At 57.1% G+C, this 16508-nt stretch carries 20 protein-coding genes and 1 pseudogene; 2 read left to right on the top strand and 19 right to left on the bottom strand.

Annotated elements, in window-relative coordinates:
* Positions 1-1752: 1752 nt before the first annotated feature.
* From N1037_11925 to N1037_11835, 19 genes are all read right to left on the bottom strand, one after another.
* Positions 1753-2034: a hypothetical protein gene (locus N1037_11925; protein UWS77997.1), complete on the bottom strand. Its 282-nt coding sequence runs from the start codon at positions 2032-2034 to the stop codon at positions 1753-1755.
* 126 nt (positions 2035-2160) lie between these two features.
* The gene (locus N1037_11920) at positions 2161-2397 is read right to left on the bottom strand and encodes a hypothetical protein (GenBank protein ID UWS77996.1); all 237 of its coding nucleotides are present in this window, start codon (positions 2395-2397) and stop codon (positions 2161-2163) included.
* Between the two features lie 48 nt (positions 2398-2445).
* Positions 2446-3048, bottom strand: a complete 603-nt coding sequence (locus tag N1037_11915) for a hypothetical protein (protein ID UWS77995.1) — start codon at positions 3046-3048, stop codon at positions 2446-2448.
* Positions 3036-3566 carry an alanine racemase gene (locus N1037_11910; protein ID UWS77994.1) on the bottom strand — a complete coding sequence of 177 codons (531 nt, stop codon included), beginning with the start codon at positions 3564-3566 and terminating at the stop codon, positions 3036-3038. Before N1037_11910 ends, N1037_11915 begins: the two co-directional genes overlap by 13 nt.
* Complete coding sequence (locus tag N1037_11905; GenBank protein ID UWS77993.1) at positions 3563-4696, bottom strand: DUF1611 domain-containing protein; 1134 nt, start codon at positions 4694-4696, stop codon at positions 3563-3565. Before N1037_11905 ends, N1037_11910 begins: the two co-directional genes overlap by 4 nt.
* A 151-nt stretch (positions 4697-4847) precedes the next feature.
* Positions 4848-5687 carry a hypothetical protein gene (locus N1037_11900; protein ID UWS77992.1) on the bottom strand — a complete coding sequence of 280 codons (840 nt, stop codon included), beginning with the start codon at positions 5685-5687 and terminating at the stop codon, positions 4848-4850.
* Entirely contained in the window at positions 5677-6030 is a 354-nt protein-coding gene (locus N1037_11895) for a hypothetical protein (protein UWS77991.1), read from the bottom strand. Before N1037_11895 ends, N1037_11900 begins: the two co-directional genes overlap by 11 nt.
* Positions 6031-6952: 922 nt before the next feature.
* Positions 6953-7912, bottom strand: coding sequence for a hypothetical protein (locus tag N1037_11890; protein ID UWS77990.1), 960 nt, complete (start codon positions 7910-7912; stop codon positions 6953-6955).
* The gene (locus N1037_11885; protein ID UWS77989.1) at positions 7909-8601 is read right to left on the bottom strand and encodes a hypothetical protein; all 693 of its coding nucleotides are present in this window, start codon (positions 8599-8601) and stop codon (positions 7909-7911) included. Before N1037_11885 ends, N1037_11890 begins: the two co-directional genes overlap by 4 nt.
* A 386-nt stretch (positions 8602-8987) precedes the next feature.
* On the bottom strand, positions 8988-9155 hold the full coding sequence (locus N1037_11880; protein UWS77988.1) for a hypothetical protein: 168 nt from the start codon (positions 9153-9155) through the stop codon (positions 8988-8990).
* Between the two features lie 22 nt (positions 9156-9177).
* A complete protein-coding gene (locus N1037_11875) occupies positions 9178-9513 on the bottom strand; it encodes a hypothetical protein (GenBank protein UWS77987.1) in 336 nt (111 codons plus the stop codon).
* Positions 9510-10235 (bottom strand): lysozyme, encoded by a 726-nt coding sequence (locus tag N1037_11870; GenBank protein ID UWS77986.1) that lies wholly within the window; start codon positions 10233-10235, stop codon positions 9510-9512. Before N1037_11870 ends, N1037_11875 begins: the two co-directional genes overlap by 4 nt.
* 70 nt (positions 10236-10305) lie before the next feature.
* The gene (locus N1037_11865; protein ID UWS77985.1) at positions 10306-10620 is read right to left on the bottom strand and encodes a phage holin family protein; all 315 of its coding nucleotides are present in this window, start codon (positions 10618-10620) and stop codon (positions 10306-10308) included.
* A 116-nt stretch (positions 10621-10736) separates the two neighbouring features.
* Complete coding sequence (locus N1037_11860; GenBank protein ID UWS77984.1) at positions 10737-11054, bottom strand: hypothetical protein; 318 nt, start codon at positions 11052-11054, stop codon at positions 10737-10739.
* 4 nt (positions 11055-11058) lie between these two features.
* Positions 11059-11385, bottom strand: coding sequence for a hypothetical protein (locus tag N1037_11855; protein UWS77983.1), 327 nt, complete (start codon positions 11383-11385; stop codon positions 11059-11061).
* Between the two features lie 12 nt (positions 11386-11397).
* Positions 11398-12288 carry a pyocin knob domain-containing protein gene (locus N1037_11850; GenBank protein ID UWS77982.1) on the bottom strand — a complete coding sequence of 297 codons (891 nt, stop codon included), beginning with the start codon at positions 12286-12288 and terminating at the stop codon, positions 11398-11400.
* Positions 12289-12300: 12 nt separating this feature from the next.
* A complete protein-coding gene (locus N1037_11845) occupies positions 12301-13212 on the bottom strand; it encodes a hypothetical protein (GenBank protein ID UWS77981.1) in 912 nt (303 codons plus the stop codon).
* A 13-nt stretch (positions 13213-13225) separates the two neighbouring features.
* On the bottom strand, positions 13226-15160 hold the full coding sequence (locus tag N1037_11840; protein ID UWS77980.1) for a hypothetical protein: 1935 nt from the start codon (positions 15158-15160) through the stop codon (positions 13226-13228).
* A gap of 9 nt (positions 15161-15169) precedes the next feature.
* Positions 15170-15514, bottom strand: a complete 345-nt coding sequence (locus tag N1037_11835; protein UWS77979.1) for a hypothetical protein — start codon at positions 15512-15514, stop codon at positions 15170-15172.
* 53 nt (positions 15515-15567) lie between these two features.
* Between N1037_11835 and N1037_11830 the strand changes: the two genes are divergently transcribed.
* Positions 15568-15906, top strand: a complete 339-nt coding sequence (locus N1037_11830; GenBank protein ID UWS77978.1) for a hypothetical protein — start codon at positions 15568-15570, stop codon at positions 15904-15906.
* Positions 15842-16493 (top strand): annotated as a pseudogene (locus N1037_11825) (hypothetical protein). The gene N1037_11830 and the pseudogene N1037_11825 overlap by 65 nt, the downstream one beginning before the upstream one ends.
* The last annotated feature ends 15 nt before the right edge of the window (positions 16494-16508 follow it).

The raw sequence follows: 16508 nt of genomic DNA, 5'->3' as shown, positions 1-16508 counted from the left end.
TATCTTTCCCCTTTTCGGAAGAAAACCGCGTCAACTGGTATCTGAACTGCTCTTGAAGCGCTGTGAGTTCCGCGGAGGGAAAATCGACGCGACTGCTTCTAATCACGTGCATGATGTTTCCCAGCGAAATTGTGTAATCTGTCAATCTATTTTCCCAACTTTTGGATAGCTTAGCGACAGTGGCGCTATCACTGTTCGCAATGATGAAACGGGCCGCGAAGGCGTTCCGCTCGCCGTAGGTATTTGGTAAGTGAGAGCGATCACGCGTCAAGGCAAACCGGAGAACCGGAGGACTCAGGGGGCAGCCCCCCCAATATGTGGGCAGGATCTACATGCACGTAGCGGTCAAAAAATGCGTTCGCTGCGGCCTTGGAAAATTGCTACACTGTGCGCGTAAAACGCTCAAATTCAGGATCTGTAAGCGCCGCGATCAGTTTTCTGGATCGACAGAAACTGGCTCAGACAAATCATAGCCACCGTCACAGTCCGCAAGCGTTCGCCACTGAGGCCTTTTCGTGTTTTGCGGGGTGCTGGAACTAGATCTGACAGGCGGTAATGTGCCTGCCCTGACCCTCCCTTGCGCGTCTCAGGCGCGACGTCGTGGCAGGGCCCTAGTCCCTCTCCATGCGGGCCCCATTGTGGTTGCATTCGGTGCGCAAATTCGCTGCACATCTATGGTCGTAATACTAAAGGCCATGCGCCCTTTGTTCTCCTACAACCGCCTTCTCCCTTGGTGCGGGACCTGGGCAAAGTCCGGGCGATCTGTGCTCGATGAAATGGGAGCACTTTGACGGAGAATCGATTTCTGTAATCCAGGACAAAACGGATGTCCGGATCTGGATCTACTGTCCGCAACACCTGCGCAAACACCTATCAGAGGTCCCAGGCGCGGCGCCTATATTCTTGCAAAGACCTAACTATGCCAGTTGGTTACGACGCGATTGAAAAACGGTTTCGTAAAATCAGAACGGCAACAGGAGCAATATGCAATGGCCTGGTCATGCATGGCTGGAGATACACAGCTGCGGTGGAACTGGCGGAGGCAGGCTGTTCCGATGCGGAAATTCAATCTGTTACAGGCCACAAAACTCTAGCCATGGTTCAAAAGTATCGCCAGCGTGCATCGCAGAGAAGCCTCTCAAAACAGGCCCAAAGCCGACACGACAGAACGTGAACGAAAAGGGAATGGAGGAACCGCAGGGGGAACTTGTGAGGAGCTTCTCAAGGGCTTGCATTAACTCAGTAACGCAAGCCATTGAAGAATATGGCATCCAAGGCCGGACTCGAACCGGCACGCTGTCACCAGCGTGGGATTTTGAATTACATCGATTTCTTTATGGTTCAATAACTTGACGATTTTAGCTCACACGGACATTACAAGAACGAACAAGGGGTGTGTGAGTGGCAGTTTGCGACCTGCCAAACTCCACTTATACGCACTTTGCCCAGACGCGCAGCAGGGTCTCACTGGCCTAATACGCCGGTGGCCAATCGCCAATTAATGGCGTTTCCCAGCCCTTAGCGGTCACGAGGTTTCAGGCATGGATTGACAAAGCCGACGTTCATGGTCTTGTTTCCCAGTGACGGCACAGCGGACAAAGTGTGAGTTCGCTGCGCTCGCACCAATGACTGCTTTTTTCGTTTGTATGGTTCGGATCGAGGAAGAGCTTCGCCGCTACGCTCCCGTTAACCAGTGTATTGTTGCGTAAGCGGGTCGCGAACTCTGGGCAGGTCGCGTCTATTTTTGGGATTCTAAAAATCGTCCAATTCGGGGACATTGCCTAGCCTTACAAGGAAGCTTGGGTCACCGACTTCTCCACTGGCTGGATCTTCTGTAACCACGTAGGCGTCAGCACCTGCGCAATCCTCAGATAGAGCCTCTCGTTCGGCTCTGTTTTGTGCTTCCAGCGCAGTGGAATATTCAATTTGCTTGGCAATTTTCAGGCCAGTCTGCCCATTGCGCGCAGCCTTCGTTTCAACATAAGTCTGGCAGATATAGTGGATTTTTTCCGGGGAACGCTCTGCGTTTGTCATGGATGGATCCTTGGATTCGGTTGGGATAATTGGACAATTTGTGAGCGGCTCTGGCCGATTTAAAACCGATTGAATTGCCTGTCGCCCGGCAGAGTATCTAACGTAAAAAACGCCGCCGAAGTTCAATTACCGGGTTGAAGCGGCTTTCGTTCGGCGCGATTTGGATGCAGCTGAAGCTTTGGTTACAGACGGCGTGTTCGCTTCTCTTTCAAGGCGCGCATTGCGCAGTCGGGAAATCTTGGCTTGTCGTTGTTCTGCTTCTTCGTCGACCATTTGCCTGACGACACGCGTCGTCTTGTCCATCGCCGTTTCCGGTTTGGACTCATACACTTTGAACAGATTGTTTTTGGACAGTTTCGTCAATTTTCAGTTTCCTTTGTTTTGCAGGTCGGCCGGACCAAGCGAGGTCTTTCAAACCAGCGCCAAGTGTTGGACCTTGCCTTGGGTGTGCCGTGATGGTCGTTTGGGTGGATAACCCATGAGTTCTACATTGATGTCCGGCGCGGCCATGGCTCGCATCAACGCATTGTAACTCATCTGGAATCTTACCTCGGAACCCAGCGTCGGCGGGGTGACGGGCGTTCCAATGACAAGATGATCGCTGGTTGCACCGATCAATGTGCATCCAACAGGCATTGAAAGCCCCAGAATGTCGGTGTCCTGACGTCCGATTGCGAGGATCATGCGAGCAGAGGCACCTCCGGTTGTCACAATGCAAAGTCGTTCAGCAGTTGGATCTATTAGGGCAATCGGAAAAGGCTTGGGTCTTGCATCCGTTTCGATAACTTCGGCAACAAGCGTGAAGGCGTCGGTGTGCATCCCGTCGATCTGGTCCCCTGAGACTGGCTCAGCACCCAGAAGGATCGCCTCACCCAGTCGTATGTCGTTGATGCGACCGGTAGAGTGTTCGCCAAGTGCCCAAGGCAAGTTGGCCGAGTTGCCGCCAGATACGATGCTTAGGAATGGGCCGCAAACCCCCTCAATCCCGTTGGACAGAGCACTCAGCGCCGCCATTTGAAAGGCCGTAGGAGCCCCCCGTTCAAGCACGCAAAGTTCGCACCAATCCCTTTCAATGCGACTCCGGGTACTTGCATGACCAGCTGCGCAACATCTGCCAAGTTCTCGGGTAATATTCCGTCCCGCTGATCGCCCATTTCGACCATGAGGACGATACCGTGCACAGAACCCTTACGGATCGCGGCGGCGGCAAGTGCCGAAATGATCAAAGGCTCGGTATTATAACTCGCTTCGCAGGATTGAACGACTTGATCAACCTGGCTCAACATCGGCGTCCGGATCAGCGTGATGGGGCCAGTCATGCCTGCGGCACGTAGCCTTTGCACATTGCTGATACGTGCATCTGCAAGCCCAGCAGCGCCACCATCGAGCATGGCCTGAGCGATCGCAGGATGCCCGCAGATCGCTTTGGTCACGCCTGTTACGCCGATCCCACGCGGGCCCAAACGCTCGACAAGTGTCTGCGTGTTGCGCCGTATCTTGCCCAGGTCCACTTCGATGCGCGGGTAGCTCATATCGCGGCCACGGGCGGCCTTTGAGTCAATCCGGGGTACGCGGCGACTACCATCGCAACCAGATGTGCAGCTGGCCTGGCCAATGCGTCAGTGACTGGTAGCCCGAGTTTGTGTGATTGGGCCGCGATGGTGTCAGTGATTTCGTCCTCAGACATCCCCTCGTGATTGAGTGTGACACCGATGACCTTTGTATCGGCAAAGGCTTCAATCAAGGCAATCTCACTTGACGACGTAGGCATCGGCATATTGGGAAAGTCACAGCGATGCGCGCGTTTGGGCGCATGCTGAAGGATGACAGCATCCGGCTGGCTACCACGAAGAATAAAGGCAGATGTGCAAAACGCCGGATGGCTGAGTGCGCCTTGGCCTTCGATCAAAATAACATCGGGTTGTTCCGCTTCAGAAGCTGCAACAATCGCGCCTTCAAGCTCGCCACAACAGAACTGGGGCGGCACGGCATCCATTGCGATACCGTAACGCGCGCCCTGCATCAGGCCGGTCTGGCCCGTCCCGACAAGCACCGTCTTGATACCCTTCGCGTTCAGAGCACGCGCCAGAACGGTCGCCGTTGTCCGCTTTCCAATGGCGCAATCGGTGCCAAGAACTGCAATGCGTAGCGCTTTGACACCAGTGACACTGCCATCTAACAGGCGCATGTCCTTGCTGGGTTTCGGCTTGCGGATGTCGCGGATCGTGACATTTCGAACTGACGCCGCATTGGCAAATTCTATATCATCGCTCAAATATTCATGCAGCCCGCTCACGATGTTCATGCCAAGCTCAATTGCGTGCAGAATAACGTCCCGGTCCGCGGGCGAGAGCCGCCCCGTTGAGGGGGCCATTCCATAGATCAGCGTATCGGGAATAACGGCTTGATCGGCAACTGCCGCATCCAGAAGACCAAAAATCGGTATGCGGTTGATTTTATTGTCGAGAACGGTTCCGCTGTCTTGACCTCTATAGGTGCTGTCGATGACAGAGAGGATGCGATATGCTTGTGAATGGCGGACAAGGCCATTTGCCGTCTTACCATCGATTTGCGCGAAATTCCCCTCGCAATAGACGACTGCCGTCGGTGAGGATGTGATCTGCCTGCCTGACGTCATACCTGCGGGTTTGATCTGTTTCATTGGAGGTGCTTGCGGTCCCCTGATAGGGCGGCGGATGGTATCGACGGTTTCAGATTTGGTTTCCATTGTGGTTCTCTTTTATAGGTTGGCACGGAGGGCAGAATTGCCCTCACATGTGCATTTTGAATGGAGATGGTGCCGTGGCTCGCGCCTAGTTGTTAAGGACGCACAGCCCTTTTGATTTTTGGAAATTATTGTTGCATTCCCATCGGTTGCCCGACCTGTCCAGATGCGCATTTTCGGGAACGTTTATTAATTCGCATGCCTTGGCAGAGGCGGCGTATCCCCGATCACACTTCCACCCTGGGCCGTAGCTTGCGTCGTCGAAGTATGCATTTGCGGGGATCGCGACGGCTTCGCACAGACCAGCCTGTTCAAAGAAGCCGCGCTCACATGTCCAGGGCTGGCCGTATCCTGATCCATTCAGATAGGCGTTGGCCGGAACCGCAATTGCGGTGCACAGATCGCCAGTTGCTTCAAACCCACGTTCGCACGTCCACGTGGAGCCATACGAGGCATCTGCCAAGTATGCATTTGCGGGCAATACGATCTCTTGACAGGTGTCATCGACCTTGATGTAGCCACGCAAACAACGCCACCTTTCGCCTGACGGGTCCAAAAACCCACCTTCGGGCACCTCGACGGCAACACATGCAGCGTCATCGGTTCTGCGAAATCCATGCAGACATTCCCATCCGGACCCGTAAGACCGGTTCGTGTCGTATGCGTTTTGCGGCACAACAACAGCGACGCAGGCATTTTCGTTCAGCCGGAATCCAATATCGCATTCCCATCCATCACCGTAACTTTTGGCACTGGCGTTCTCAGGCATTGGTTGCGAACCGGTTTGGGCAAACGCTGGCGTTAAAAGCAGTATGACCGCCAAAATCGAACCAACAAATAGGGCAATGATCGTTGGTGTTTCTGCTGGGGCGCAGGCAGCGATTACATGTGGACTGTGAGGCTCTGTAAGTTGTGATTTACGATCCATCTAGTTCAAGCTCCGCAAGACACGCGCTTGCGAGATCTCGGCTCGGGGCATCAGTGCCTGGCATTGTGGCCCAGCCTGTTTCCATCATCGCAGTGCGCCGCTGAAAGCTGGAAGCTTCTTGAAGTGTTGCCAGTATCGAGGCGCGTTCTGCATCGGCTTCCGAAAGGCCCAAACAGACCGGCACCATGGCCAAAGTAACTTGCTCTGCGGCAAAATTATCAGCCATCTCCTGGGCACCGCCAGCAGTTGTCCAACCGCCCCAGCTGAAGCCAATGATAGAGACAGCAACTGCGCCAACAAAGGCACCGTAAACACCGGGTTTCGTCCATTCGGGAAATGTCATTTTCGATCCTCTGACGGAGAAAGCGCCGCCGCACTATTTTTGATTACGTTTGTAGTTGCGTTGGCTTGATCCTGCGCCAGAGCCAACTCCGGGCCTTGCTGCTTCACTGCGCGCAGTTCTGGATTTCCTGCGTGCCAATTGATCAATGGAAACGTCGCTGTCCGTCGGTATGCCGCAAAGCTTTGCTCAGCATGACGTCATCGTCTGCCGACACTTCGTATTAACTTGCAGGCAGTTCATCCGTTTATCCCGCGACCACAACCGGATGAAGAAATGTCACAAATGACGTGGTCGTGCGCGATGACATCGGCAACCTTCCCAAACACCAGATCCATGCTACAGGACGTGACAGCTGAATTTTCATGATGGAGGTTGTGGTTCGCTCTGGCAGGCTGATGCGCCTACGCTGCAGAAAACCGCAACTTTCGTATCACTCACATAGTCTCTTAGCCTATGAAATGCAACGTTGGTGACTCCGACTCCAAACTGTCAGTGCCCTTAAGTTGGTCAAGGTTGGCAAGCCTCCACCCTGTGCATTTGAATATCATTCTCCAGCCATCTCTTTTTTGGTTCGCCAGCCCAGGAGCTGACTTTCGCCGCGTCGCTAAAAATTGGTAAAGAGGGCTCACAGCGGACTTGCGGCGGTGCAGCGTGTGGTTTTCACCCTGAACACTCTGTCGCCGGTCTGATCGGCCCACCTGGTTGACTGCTGTCAGCCCAAAGCGGAAGTAGGGCAAGACCACCTGACTTAGGAATGCAGACCTTCAGGGGCTTAGGATTGAGGGAACAACTCTGCGGGACTGAGCTGCTCTTAAAAAGAGTGCTGCTGCGCTGGAAGCCTGCGAAGCTCCAAGCCCCAACTGTTCGCGAAGTCAGAGAGGGCGACTGAATTGAGATTGTTGCGAGTGAAGTTTGACCAGTTTCAGCTTTGCGTAGGGCTTGGAAGCAACAGCAATGGTTCTTTTTCCTCTTGTTGTATCTGCTCGACGTAAGCCCGCCCGTTGATACCTAGGTCTATCAGACTTTGTATCAGAGCAGGCTGCGTGGCTACTCGGTGCCTGATTTCCGAACTCTCTTCTGAGATTGCGGAGCTCAATCCTTCACCATCAACCAGCCGCATCGCCAATTGACTTTTTGGCATTAGAAAAGCGAGTTGCTGTAGCTTTTCAAACTGAACCCGGGATCGGTGTTGTGCTGCGTCTTTTTCGTCCAACCAAACCAAAGCCTTGAATTCCGAAGCACCGCACAATGACAGACCAGCAAGCAGGGCCCTGAGTAAGCCTGGATCGACCTTGGCTTCTATGACGACAGAACACAAACCATCATGGATATGGTTGAAGCCTTTTTGAAGATCCTTCTCGACTTGTGAGACAACTTTAGACGCGTCAGACCGAAGACTTGCTTCATGTAGCCGCTCTATTGAGGTCGAAACGTCGAGCAGCCTGGATCGAAGTGAAAGTTCACGCCATCTTGCGGGCAAGCTTTCCAATGAATCTTCGATCCGAGAAAGAGCTTCATCTACAGAAGTAAGGCGTTTGAGGATCATCGCAGTGGAAGCGGCTGTTACACCAACGCCAACGACAGACGAGAACAGTGACGCATATTGAAGGACTTGCAAGCCACCGAGTGCTTGCTGCATTGCGTTCAACTTGGTCGAAATGGCAACGTTCTGTGCGACGCCAATTAAACCTGTCGCGCCAGTTGGATCAAATGACAAACCTGCCTGTAAGATTTTTTGAGCAACGCCGGTTTCCTGAACATGGCCAAGTATTTGACCGGTCGTTGCATCCTTCAAGATGGCCCCATATCGCACCACTTGGCCGCTCAACAAACCAGGTATGTGCTCCGCCGCAGCAGAAAACGGAATGGTAAATGGGGTCACGCCAAATCCTCGATTCTTCTCAATGCAACATTGGTTAAGTCTTTCAGGAGTGAGCCCTTCAATGAACCTAACTCAGGATTTTGGGGATCGCCAACAACACGGATGCGTGCCTTGTTGAATGTAGCCTTCTTATAGTCATTCTTCACCCGTTTCTTAGCCTTATTGCGTACCGTTGGACCGACAGCAACCACGGCCAGACCAGCTGCGGCCGCTACTGCAGCAGATGGAATCAACGCTGGTGAACTGAGGGTGAATCCGAGAATAACTGTGCCGGATGTGACAAAGCCTCCTGTCAAAAAAGGTAGTGCAGCCAAGGGGGCAATTGTCGCCACGGCGGCGCCGCCTACAGTCGCCATTTCTTTGTAGCTCCAAGTGTTGAGCGAGTCTGTTACGCTTTCCGACTCAACTCTAGCTAAAGATTGTTGGAACGATTCTTCGAGTTGGCTTGTGAATTCTGCATAGTGCTTTTCCAGAAACTCACAAACAATCGGTTCTAGACGTTCCTTATGATGCTTTCCCTTTCGCAAAAGCGAACGAGTTGGCATCGTCTCGATTTCCGCTTCGAGCCGTTTCAAAAGATCTGAAAGTTTTTCATCGAGCCCTTTGGATACCATTTCGTGTTGTGCCTCCCACCAATCCAAGACTTCTGCTTGCAAAATTTCCACTGGAAGACGCTCAGAAATTGACATTTGTAGGTTTCTCTAATCATTGAGCTTAAGGCTGCCACTGTAGCTCAAGTTTGCTTCGATTAGCAACGATCCGCTAGAGGTTGGCCCGAAGTTTAGAAACGTAGCCACTTGGGCTCAAAGTGAGAATTCGCTTCAGTTAGCCCCAATGCCTGCTGTCGAGAAGTCACCCAGGCTTTGCAAAGTCCGCTCCCTGCGCACAGCCGACCTTGGCGCGTGGCGCAGCATATGGGATCCGCTTGGGATGGTTTGGAACGGCTGCTTCAGACTGTCCGTCCCGGAGCTCTCGCAGGTGCAGCTAATGACCGGAAACCGCCCATGTTGTTAGCGAGTGTTGCCTTATTGTAGCTGCTCAAAATTCGCGGTCCAGCAGCGGTGGCAGGTCAGGATCAGTCTTCAAAGTTTGGCGCGGCCAGAATCTCAGCCACTGCGGCCAGCTTGCCATTGGCGCAGGACCGCCCGCGCGCCTCGGCAATCAGGGCATCCGAGATCTGGCCCTCAGATTGCGGCAGCAGGCCAGTGTATCCGGCGCAGGGCTGCAGCAGATCGGGCGGCACGCGGGGCGGCGGTATGACCAGCTCACTGGCCCGATCGGAACAGGCGCCGAGCAGTAGCGGCAAGCAAAGGGGATAAAGGCGCATCGCGGCCCTCCATCTGTTGCAGGTCATCTGATAGCGCCACCCAGGCGCGGGCCTCATCGGCGGCGCGGTCCAGGTGGGCGCGGTGAATGCGGGCGGTCTCTGCGGCTTGCTGCAGGCTGGCTTGCGCTGTTGCTAGATCCGACTGCGAGGCCGCCAGCTCTGCCCGCAGCCTGGTGCGATCCTGGAAGGCGGCGCCAATGGTCCAGACCACCCCGGCCAGCACAGCAACCAGGGCAATGCCAGGCAGATGGCGCAAGAGAACAGCAGGGATCATGCCGGTTCTTTCAGGGCCTGATGGCACATGGCGCGCTCGGCGCCGCGCCGGTTGCTCAGCCCCGGTATGATCCGCCCGCCTGCCTTGTTCCAGCGCGGCAACTCATTGCAGGCGCCTGTGAGATCCCCGGCATTGGCCTTGCGCACCAGGGTCGATTTGCACGCAGCCCCTGCCCCAACATTGTAGGTCCAGCTGACCAGGGCGATCTTCATGCCCACCGGCACCGGGTGGGTCAAACAGCGGTCCAGCGCCGCCTCATAGGCCAGGATCTCACGCGCCAGCATGGCATCGCAGTCGGCCTTGCCGTAGCGATCACCGGGCTGCACCCCCTTGGTTTCGCCATAGCAGACGGTCCAGATACCCACGACATCGCGGTAGGCCTCGGTCCGCAGACCCTCCCACTGACCAATGAAGCCAATGGCCGAGGTCATGGCGATGCCGCTGCCCGCGATCAGCCCAACCGTGCGCCGGCGCACCGCACCAGACTGATCGAGCCGGAAGGCAGCAAGGCTGGACAAGCCGCTTTGCAGCACCAGCCGCGCCGGGATCGCCAACACCTGACATGTGGCCGAGGCGATGGCAAAATACAGCGGGTCCCAGCCCAGCATGCCGGGTTGGACCAGGGCCAGAAAGTATCCGCCCAGCAGAACCAGGCTCGCCAAGATGAGCCAGACAGACCAGGACTTGCCAAGCGTGGCGCGCCAGTTTGAGATCAGTTTCATATGATGTCTCCAATGCAAAAGACCCCGCCAAAGGCAGGGTTGGGTTCAGGTTTTGGGTTTTGTGGTTTCGTTACGGCTTAGTTCGCACCAGCCATTTGGTCAGCAACACCTCAGCCCCGCGCGGGCCAATGTAAGCCGCCAGCGCCACAATGCCGGTGGTCACGGTTGGACCGGCACCCATATAGCTGGCAATGGCCTCGCCAATAATGGCCATGCCGATGGCCACCGGGATTTCCCAGAGCAGTTCCGGGCCAAAGAACCGCCGCTCACCTTTGCGCACCTCGCCAGAATGCCACATCAGGCGGCCTATAGTGGCCCCGACTAGCGTGGTGGCGGCACCGCCCAGCAGGTTCGACATCCAGTCGATCAACCCCGGCTCAGGCATCAACCCGCCCCCAGATTAAGCAACGCCGCATCAAGCGCCGCCAGGGCGACCTGCACCTGCGCAGGCGTTGTCGCGACCTCAATCACCGCGCGGGTTTTGCGCCGCAGTCCGGCCAGCTACGCTGCGATACTGGCATAGGCATCCGCCATGGCTACAATCGCCGCTGCCAGATCTGCAATCGCCTCGCCGGTGATGGAGGCCTCAGCCTGCAGCATGGCCAGCTGATCGGCGCTGGCCGCATCCGCCAGATAGGCCCGCGCCGACACCGCCTTGGTGGCCCAGCTGTCGCGCTCGGCCTGGGGCACCTGGCCGGTGATTTCCTCTGCCGCTGCTGCGAGCCGATCCAGCGCCCGCGCCAGGCCCTCTGCCTTGGCCTGTGCCAGAGCCTCGGCAGCACTGGTTTCTGCGGTGGTGATCTTAAGCGAGAATGTCATGGGCCTAAGCCTCCGGTGCTGCGGATTTGCGAATGATGGGATCGGGCACGGCCCCGGCGACAACGCTCAGAACCGGCGCATCGGTGGGCTGGATTGGCTCTGCCGTGGCTGCGTCATAGCGCCAGAGCAGCGACAGGTGCAGAACGCCCCCCGTGCGCTCGATGCGGCCCGCAAACGGGTGATCGCCCTCTGGCTCAGCAAAGCCGCCCTCGGGTACGGAGGACAGGTCATAGGCGACACCATCGACGGTGATGATATCGCCGTTGACGCTTGCGGTGGTTTCAGGCTGACCGGGCAGACCAGCGATACAGATGCAGGTGATTTTCATCATGTGGTTTCTCCTTTAGAACCATCGGCCAATTGCGATGAGGCTGGCGGCCAGGGCCACGCGATTGCCGTTCACATCGATCCCGCGCACATCCACCTGGGTGGCAACCGAACCTGATCCGGCGATCCCTCCGATGCTCAGGAAAGACGCCTGCCCTAAGACAGAGGAAATCGCGCCAGAGACGGCAGGCCGTCCCGGCGAGGCCGGATAGAGGAAACTGGCAGGATAGGTCCAGGTCGTGTCGGCAGTGTCGCTGGTTTGGAAGGCCTGATTGGTGCAGATCTGGGTGCCATTCGGAAGCCTTACCCACTCGCCATTTGCGTTGTTGCCGGAGGCCGCGTTGAGAGCTTTCCAGTCTGACCAAACACCGGCGTCTTTGATGCGATGATAACTGAGGTTGTTGCCGTGGGAGAAAAACAACTGCGCCGCATTTGAGGAGTTGTACTGGAGATGCAGCAGGCAAGAGCCAGATGAACAAGGAGGAATATCTGTGGAAGCCGCAATAACCTGAGCGTTTATCAGATAGTTCCCAGAGGCGACAATATTGTCGATATTATCATTCGGAACTGGCGCAGCAATTTCACCCCAGCCAAACCCGCCGACTAGCGGTATCTTGCCCGGCGTCACATCCAAAGGATCGGATTGCACCGCATCGCCGCCAAGGCTGTTCGCCAGCAGCTCAGTAAACGCGCCCGCCGCTGGCGTGGTCTGGCCAATGGTGGTCCCATTCAGCGCACCGCCAACAATTGTGCTACTGGTTTCCAGATAGCTGCGCCAGGCCTCCATGAAGCTGACAAAATCATCTGTGGCCCATTTGAACAGGGCAAACATTTTGACGTCAAAATCTGCCTCGGGCGCAGAGCGTGACGGAATAGCCGGCAAAGCCGGGGCAATGGGTGCTGCCATAGTTGAGCACTCCTATTTGATGGTTTTCAGAACAAGGGTGAAGAGTGAATCCCCAGCTGCATCCAGCGGCTGAGTGTGGTCATCAACAAAGCCAAGGCCCTCGATGCCGTAGTTTGGCGCGTGTTCGCTGGAGCCATAAAAGGCAGTGACCAGCCCATCGACCTCGGCCACAATATCCATCACGCGCGGCGCCTGCAGGGTTGGCACCCGCAGCGGAACCGTGACCTTGCGCGTAGAGCCGCGCTTGATCAGCAGCTCATCGCCAAACTGGTCAAACTCTTTACGGCTGTGGCTGACATGGCCGATCTCCGCCCCATCCATGACAGTGCCAAGGATGTGATTGCGCCCCAGCACAATATGGCCCACCTCGGCCACCGCACCCGGTGCGGAGATTGTGATATCAATCTGATGCCCGATGTAGCCCGGAAAGCCGTTCAACACCTTCTGGCGCGCATAAAAAATGCCACCAAAGAAATAGGTGTACATGCTGACCACATGGCCGGTGTCCGCCAGAACAAAGCTCTGATCATAAATCAAGGTGCCGCCATCGCGCACCGCGATCTGCACCGCCCCCGCCGTGAGGCCAAACAGCGAGATCGCATCGCAGTCCCGCGTCGGCACAATCGAATAGGTGATCTCATCGGCGCGGCTGGCTTTGTTTGAGCGGCGATTGTCAAAGGCTGACCAGCGGTTCGTTGAGAGCTGCAGATCCAGCCACCAGGTGCCATCATCCGAGACCGGATCGTGGCCCAGATTGCCAGGCTGGACGCTCTCATAAATCCGATGGGTCACCAGAGAGATCACCCGATCCCCCAGCCCATAAGTGGTGCCCGCATCCCAGACCGGGTGATCATCCTCGGCAATGTTTGAAGCCGTTAGCTCTGCATCGGTGATCGCCATTGGCGCAATAATATTGAAGTCCATCACACCACCTCCCTCAAACCATTTCCGGCGGCAGGCCGGCGTCATTCCAGCTCTCAATATGGCGCGCGATTGTCTTGATCAGCAGCTCTACCTTCTGGCCCTGCACCCCAGCCTGGCGCGCCAGATTATCGACGCTCTCCACCACCCGGCGATTGTCCAGCATGGCCTTGGAATCGGAATGGCTGATCACCCGGCTGGATCCGGTATTCTCCAGCTCCCAGCCACGTTCGCCAACCACGCGCCAGCCCCCGGCATGCACCCCGCCAGCCGCAAACTGCGGCACTCCACCCAGCCCTCGGACCTGCCCCCGCAGCCGCTCTAGCCGCGCATTCTTAGCCTCGATCGAGGCATTCATATTGCCCATGATTTCTGCATAGGACCGCGAGCCAAGCTGTGCCTCCAGTGCCGCCTTGAAGGGCTCAAAATTCGCCTCGGGACCGCCGTAATAGTCAAAAGATGAGGTCAGCAGCCCGTTGCGATCGAGGCCCACGCTTTCGTTTTGACCAACCAAAGTGATCTCATATTGGCGGCGCAGGGCGTTGAAGGTGTCCAGAGTGCCTTGTGACTGGTTTTCCCGGCGCTCAGCAACCGCCACGCCCGTTGACTGCAATTCAACAAGTTTGAGCTGGTTCTGGCGCTGCGCCACATCGGCATTCACCGCATCGCGCAGATCCCCCAGCATATCGTGCAACTGTGTCATTGGTTGCATCAGCCCACTGGTGGCGCTGCTCAGATCATTGAACACACTGTCAGCGGTCAACTGCACCCCACCGGCAAAGGTCAGATTGCCGCTGCCGGAACCGCCAATCAGATCCTGCAAGCGGTGCAACCGCCTTACGGTTTTATCTGCGCCATTGGTCAGCGCCACATTCACCCGGCGCGACAGATTTGCAGTGCGCGTCAGCAACAGACCCCGCGTGTCAGCGTCCAGATCCTGCACCAGGTTCAGGCGCATGTCGCGCCGGATCTCAGCTGCGGTGTTCAGCGCCAGACGCCGGGTGCCGCGATCGAGATCCTGCCCCAGCACCAGATCCAGCGTGGCCACATGCTCCGACAGGGCATTGGTGGCAATCCAGCGATCTGCCGCTGTCAGATCATCGCGGCGAATGACAAAATCCAGTGTTGTCTGGATCCCCGCCCCGGCACTCTCAACCAACCGCTGCAGCCAGCGCGGCGCGGTGTCATCCAGTGCCACCGCAACATCCAGCCGCCCCACCAGGTCATCATAGGTGAAGGCCTCGGCATTCGTGATCGCATCCCGAAGAGCACCAAGCGAAGATTGAAACGCCCCAACCGTGCCATCCCAATCCGCATGCAGCGCCTGCACTCCAGCTGTCAGCGCGCCCACCTGATCACTGGTCAGGCCGTTCAGTTGCAGGAAGGTGCCCAGCCCGGTCAGAACCTCGATCTGCTGATTATACAGCGCTTCCAGCACCTCATCATTGCCGCTCTCCAGATCAGAGATCCCGGCGATAAAGTTCAACTGCCCCTGCACCTGGGACGCGATGCGGCGATATTCCAGGGAAGAGCTTGCCGAACCTTGTGCGCTTTTCAGGTAGTTTCGCGCCAGTGCAGCCAGGCCAGTCGCAGCCTCCTGATCGCCGCCGCGCGCCGCCTGGAAAGCATCCTCATAGGTTCTACGTTGCGCCGCTGCGGCCTGGTCCCGGCTGGCCCCGCCCAGCTCAGAGGTGCCCAGACCAGATAGATAATTCCTCAGGCTCTCCGCCGTGCGCGCCCAAAGGGTGGCCGCCGCCCGTGCATCCGCCGCCATATCCCGCGCGGTTTCGATCTGCAGGCCAATCTCGCCGCCAATCTCATCCAGCATGCTCGTCATCGACAGGGTGAAGCTGTCCACCTGCGGCAAGACTTGATCCATTGCTGCCGACATCTGCAACAAGCTGGCATAGAGATCCCGCCCATGGGTGGTGGTGAGGTCCAGCGCCTCCACCAGCTCGCGCTACCCCTCGCGGCTCTCAGGCATCGCCAGGCCGAGATCCTCAAACCGATCGCCCAGGCGGCGCAGCACGGTATCCACCTGCTCGGCCTCCGTATAAAACCCGGAAAAATAGCTATTGGCCGCTGCGTTCATCGCCTCCGAACCGCCAAAGCGACCCCAATGCGTGCCGCCATGCTGGCCAATGACGTGGCCTTTCAGCGCTACGCCGCCACCCGCAATGGCTTTCCCGGTGGCCAGTTCAGCCCAACAGCCGCCACCGAGCATCTGCGCACCGTCTGCCACGTCACTAGCCGCCGCCAGCTTGCAACCGACACCGCTGCGCGCCAGCGGTTTGAGAACATGCACACCGATTTCCTGATTTGGTCTGGCCGCATCCAAGCCCCAGAAAGCATGGATAAATGCCGACAAAACACGCCCCGACAGATTTCGTCCGTGCACTTGCTGCTGCTGTACAGGCAGAGATGCCAGCCCCTCGACAAGAAAAGCCGTTCGGCCTTGGCGCGCCCTGGACGCATCACGCCACCCCGGAAGAATTTAAACGCCTTGCACGGCTGCACAACCGGATCTTGCGTAAAGAACTGGCGCTTGCAGCCATGCGTGAAGAACGCGCCGACATCATGCGGCGCAGTATCCGCCGCATGCGACGTGCCGCAGGAAAAGACAAGGATCCCCATGAAACAGTTGAAAGTTCTGATCGGCTGCGAAACCAGCGGCGCGGTGCGCCGGGCATTCCTTGAGCGCGGCCATGACGCCTGGTCCTGTGATCTGTTGCCCGCGCAAGATCGCAGCAACCGCCACATGCAATGCGATGTACGCCAGGTGCTGGATATGGGCTGGGATCTGCTGGCCGTGATGCACCCGCCCTGCACCCGGCTGTGCAACAGCGGCGTGCGCTGGCTGCACCGGCCCCCAAAGGGGCGCAGCCTGGTTGAGATGTGGTCTGATCTGGATGAAGGCGCCGCGCTGTTTTCTGCCTGCTGGAATGCACCGATCGCGCGCGTCGCGGTGGAAAATCCGGTGATGCACAAACACGCGAAACAGCGGATCGAGAACTTTCAGCCCGCCGCCCAACATGTGCAGCCCTGGTGGTTTGGGGAGCCTGCCTTCAAATCCACAGGGCTTTACCTGCGCGGGCTGCCCAAGCTCACCCCCCACCAACAAGCTGACACCGCCTGAGAAAGGCACAGAGACCCACAAACGCTGGTCCGCCATCCACCGCGCCCCACCGGGCGAACTGCGCTGGCAGATCCGTAGCAAGACATTCCCAGGCATTGCCAATGCCATGGCAGATCAGTGGGGCAACTATGCGGCAGAGCAATCATAAACAGATTAGCTCAAG

This window comes from Phaeobacter sp. G2, assembly GCA_025163595.1.
Lineage (GTDB): Bacteria > Pseudomonadota > Alphaproteobacteria > Rhodobacterales > Rhodobacteraceae > Pseudophaeobacter.
The sequence above is the reverse complement of the archived record's forward strand: the minus strand, read 5'-3'. Positions and strand labels throughout refer to the sequence as shown.